Source organism: Paenibacillus sp. VTT E-133280 (genome assembly GCF_002264385.1).
Classification (GTDB): domain Bacteria; phylum Bacillota; class Bacilli; order Paenibacillales; family Paenibacillaceae; genus Paenibacillus_AQ; species Paenibacillus_AQ nitricinens.
Window position 1 is genome coordinate 1 of the sequence record NZ_NFUX01000160.1, and the last position, 1036, is coordinate 1036.

At 38.2% G+C, this 1036-nt stretch carries 2 protein-coding genes; one reads left to right on the top strand and one right to left on the bottom strand.

The window, feature by feature from the left end:
- The first annotated feature begins 150 nt into the window (after positions 1 to 150).
- Entirely contained in the window at positions 151 to 630 is a 480-nt protein-coding gene (locus tag CA600_RS30565) for a DUF4265 domain-containing protein (protein ID WP_094874831.1), read from the top strand.
- A gap of 168 nt (positions 631 to 798) precedes the next feature.
- On the opposite strand, the gene CA600_RS31615 is transcribed toward CA600_RS30565, so the two are convergent.
- Positions 799 to 1036, bottom strand: a 238-nt coding sequence (locus CA600_RS31615) for a hypothetical protein (RefSeq protein WP_218832812.1), incomplete at its 5' end; no start/stop codon positions are given.

Below are 1036 nucleotides of genomic sequence, written 5' to 3' on the forward strand. Positions count from 1 at the left end.
TTAGTACCTGCTATGATTTCTTGAATACCTGACAAAAAAAGAGGTACCTCCTTTATTATCGACCCGTTGAATTACAAGCGATAGCGGATACATGGAGGATGTAATCTCAAATCTCATACATTAAAAGAGACAGTTTTGAGGAGTATTCGTATGGAACATAAATTAACCTTAATTAATGTTTTTGCCGGCATAAATTCAGAGGAAGCAGTCTTTGAAGAGCTTCCTGCAGAATGCATAAGCGATAAAATATTCAAATTATGTGCATCTCCTGGGCTGGCCCTAGGGCTTGCGAAAGGAGATACAATAAAACTCCATCCCAATGGAGAGTTTGAATTAATAAAACATGGTGGAAACTTCTGCATTCAAATTTACAAAGAGGAGCTTGTTAAAGAAAAGATAGAGACAGCTGAATCTATAGTCAAACGAGAGCTTTCCGGTTCTTTAGATGGATTTCATAATGGCTCGCTTGCCTTCACCGCGCCCATCAGGAATGGATTTCATGCCACCAATAAGGTTTTCAATGTAATTAGAGATTTATTAGAATCGGAGTACTATTACTCTAATATTTACGAATATCCATATAATTTTGACGATGAAGAGTTAGTTAGCTGGGCTAGAGATCTGGATTAATCGCTTCAAAATATCAGTTCTCCGTTCTTACTAAAGGCTCTAGCCTCTATTGAGCATCAGCTTTCCGAAGTAGATGATATTGTCCTTAAAGCTCAAGAAGCAGTCATGAAGCACGATTCATCGAAAAGAGATTAATAATTTCTGAATTGGAGAGATTTGCCCTTTCAATTACTGAAATGGCAGGCCGAACGATGAAGATCTAATTCCATTCGGAAAACTGGAAAACCTATTGAGAATGAATGGATGATAAGCCCTCTTGATTGATGAACTGCTTTCATAGATAATCATCACTATTCCATAATTGATCCCACTCGTCCTGATTAATAAGAGCAGTTCAATATCATTCGCACTAAACAACCATACTCCCACAGGTGGGTCCTTGGCTCGCGAACCACGTTGTGGAAAT